Annotated in this window: 1 pseudogene; it reads left to right on the plus strand. The window is 68.9% G+C overall.

What is annotated here, in order from left to right:
* Positions 1 to 376 (plus strand): annotated as a pseudogene (locus tag HX846_RS34850) (acyl-CoA synthetase); the annotation flags it as partial.

The raw sequence follows: 376 nt of genomic DNA on the forward strand, positions 1-376 counted from the left end.
CCAGGACGCCGACGGCGCCTTGCGCATCGCCTCGCCATACCTGCCCGCCGGCCATGTCGAACAGACCGCCGACGCCGCCACCATCCACGCCGACGGCCGCTTCGAATTGCTCGGCCGCCTGGACCGCATCGTCAAGCTGGAGGAAAAACGCATCTCCCTGCCGATGCTCGAACAAGCGCTGATGGACCATGCCTGGGTCGCCGAAACGCGCCTGGGCGTGGTGCAGGAAAACCGCGCCTCACTCGGCGCCCTCGTGGTGCTCAGCGCAGACGGCTTGCATGCCCTGCGTAACCAGGGCCGACGCACCGTCACCCAAACCCTGCGCCAGCACTTGAGCCAACACTGCGAAGCCCTGGCCCTGCCCCGCCGCTGGCGC

This window comes from Pseudomonas sp. K5002 (assembly GCF_013386655.1).
GTDB lineage: Bacteria > Pseudomonadota > Gammaproteobacteria > Pseudomonadales > Pseudomonadaceae > Aquipseudomonas.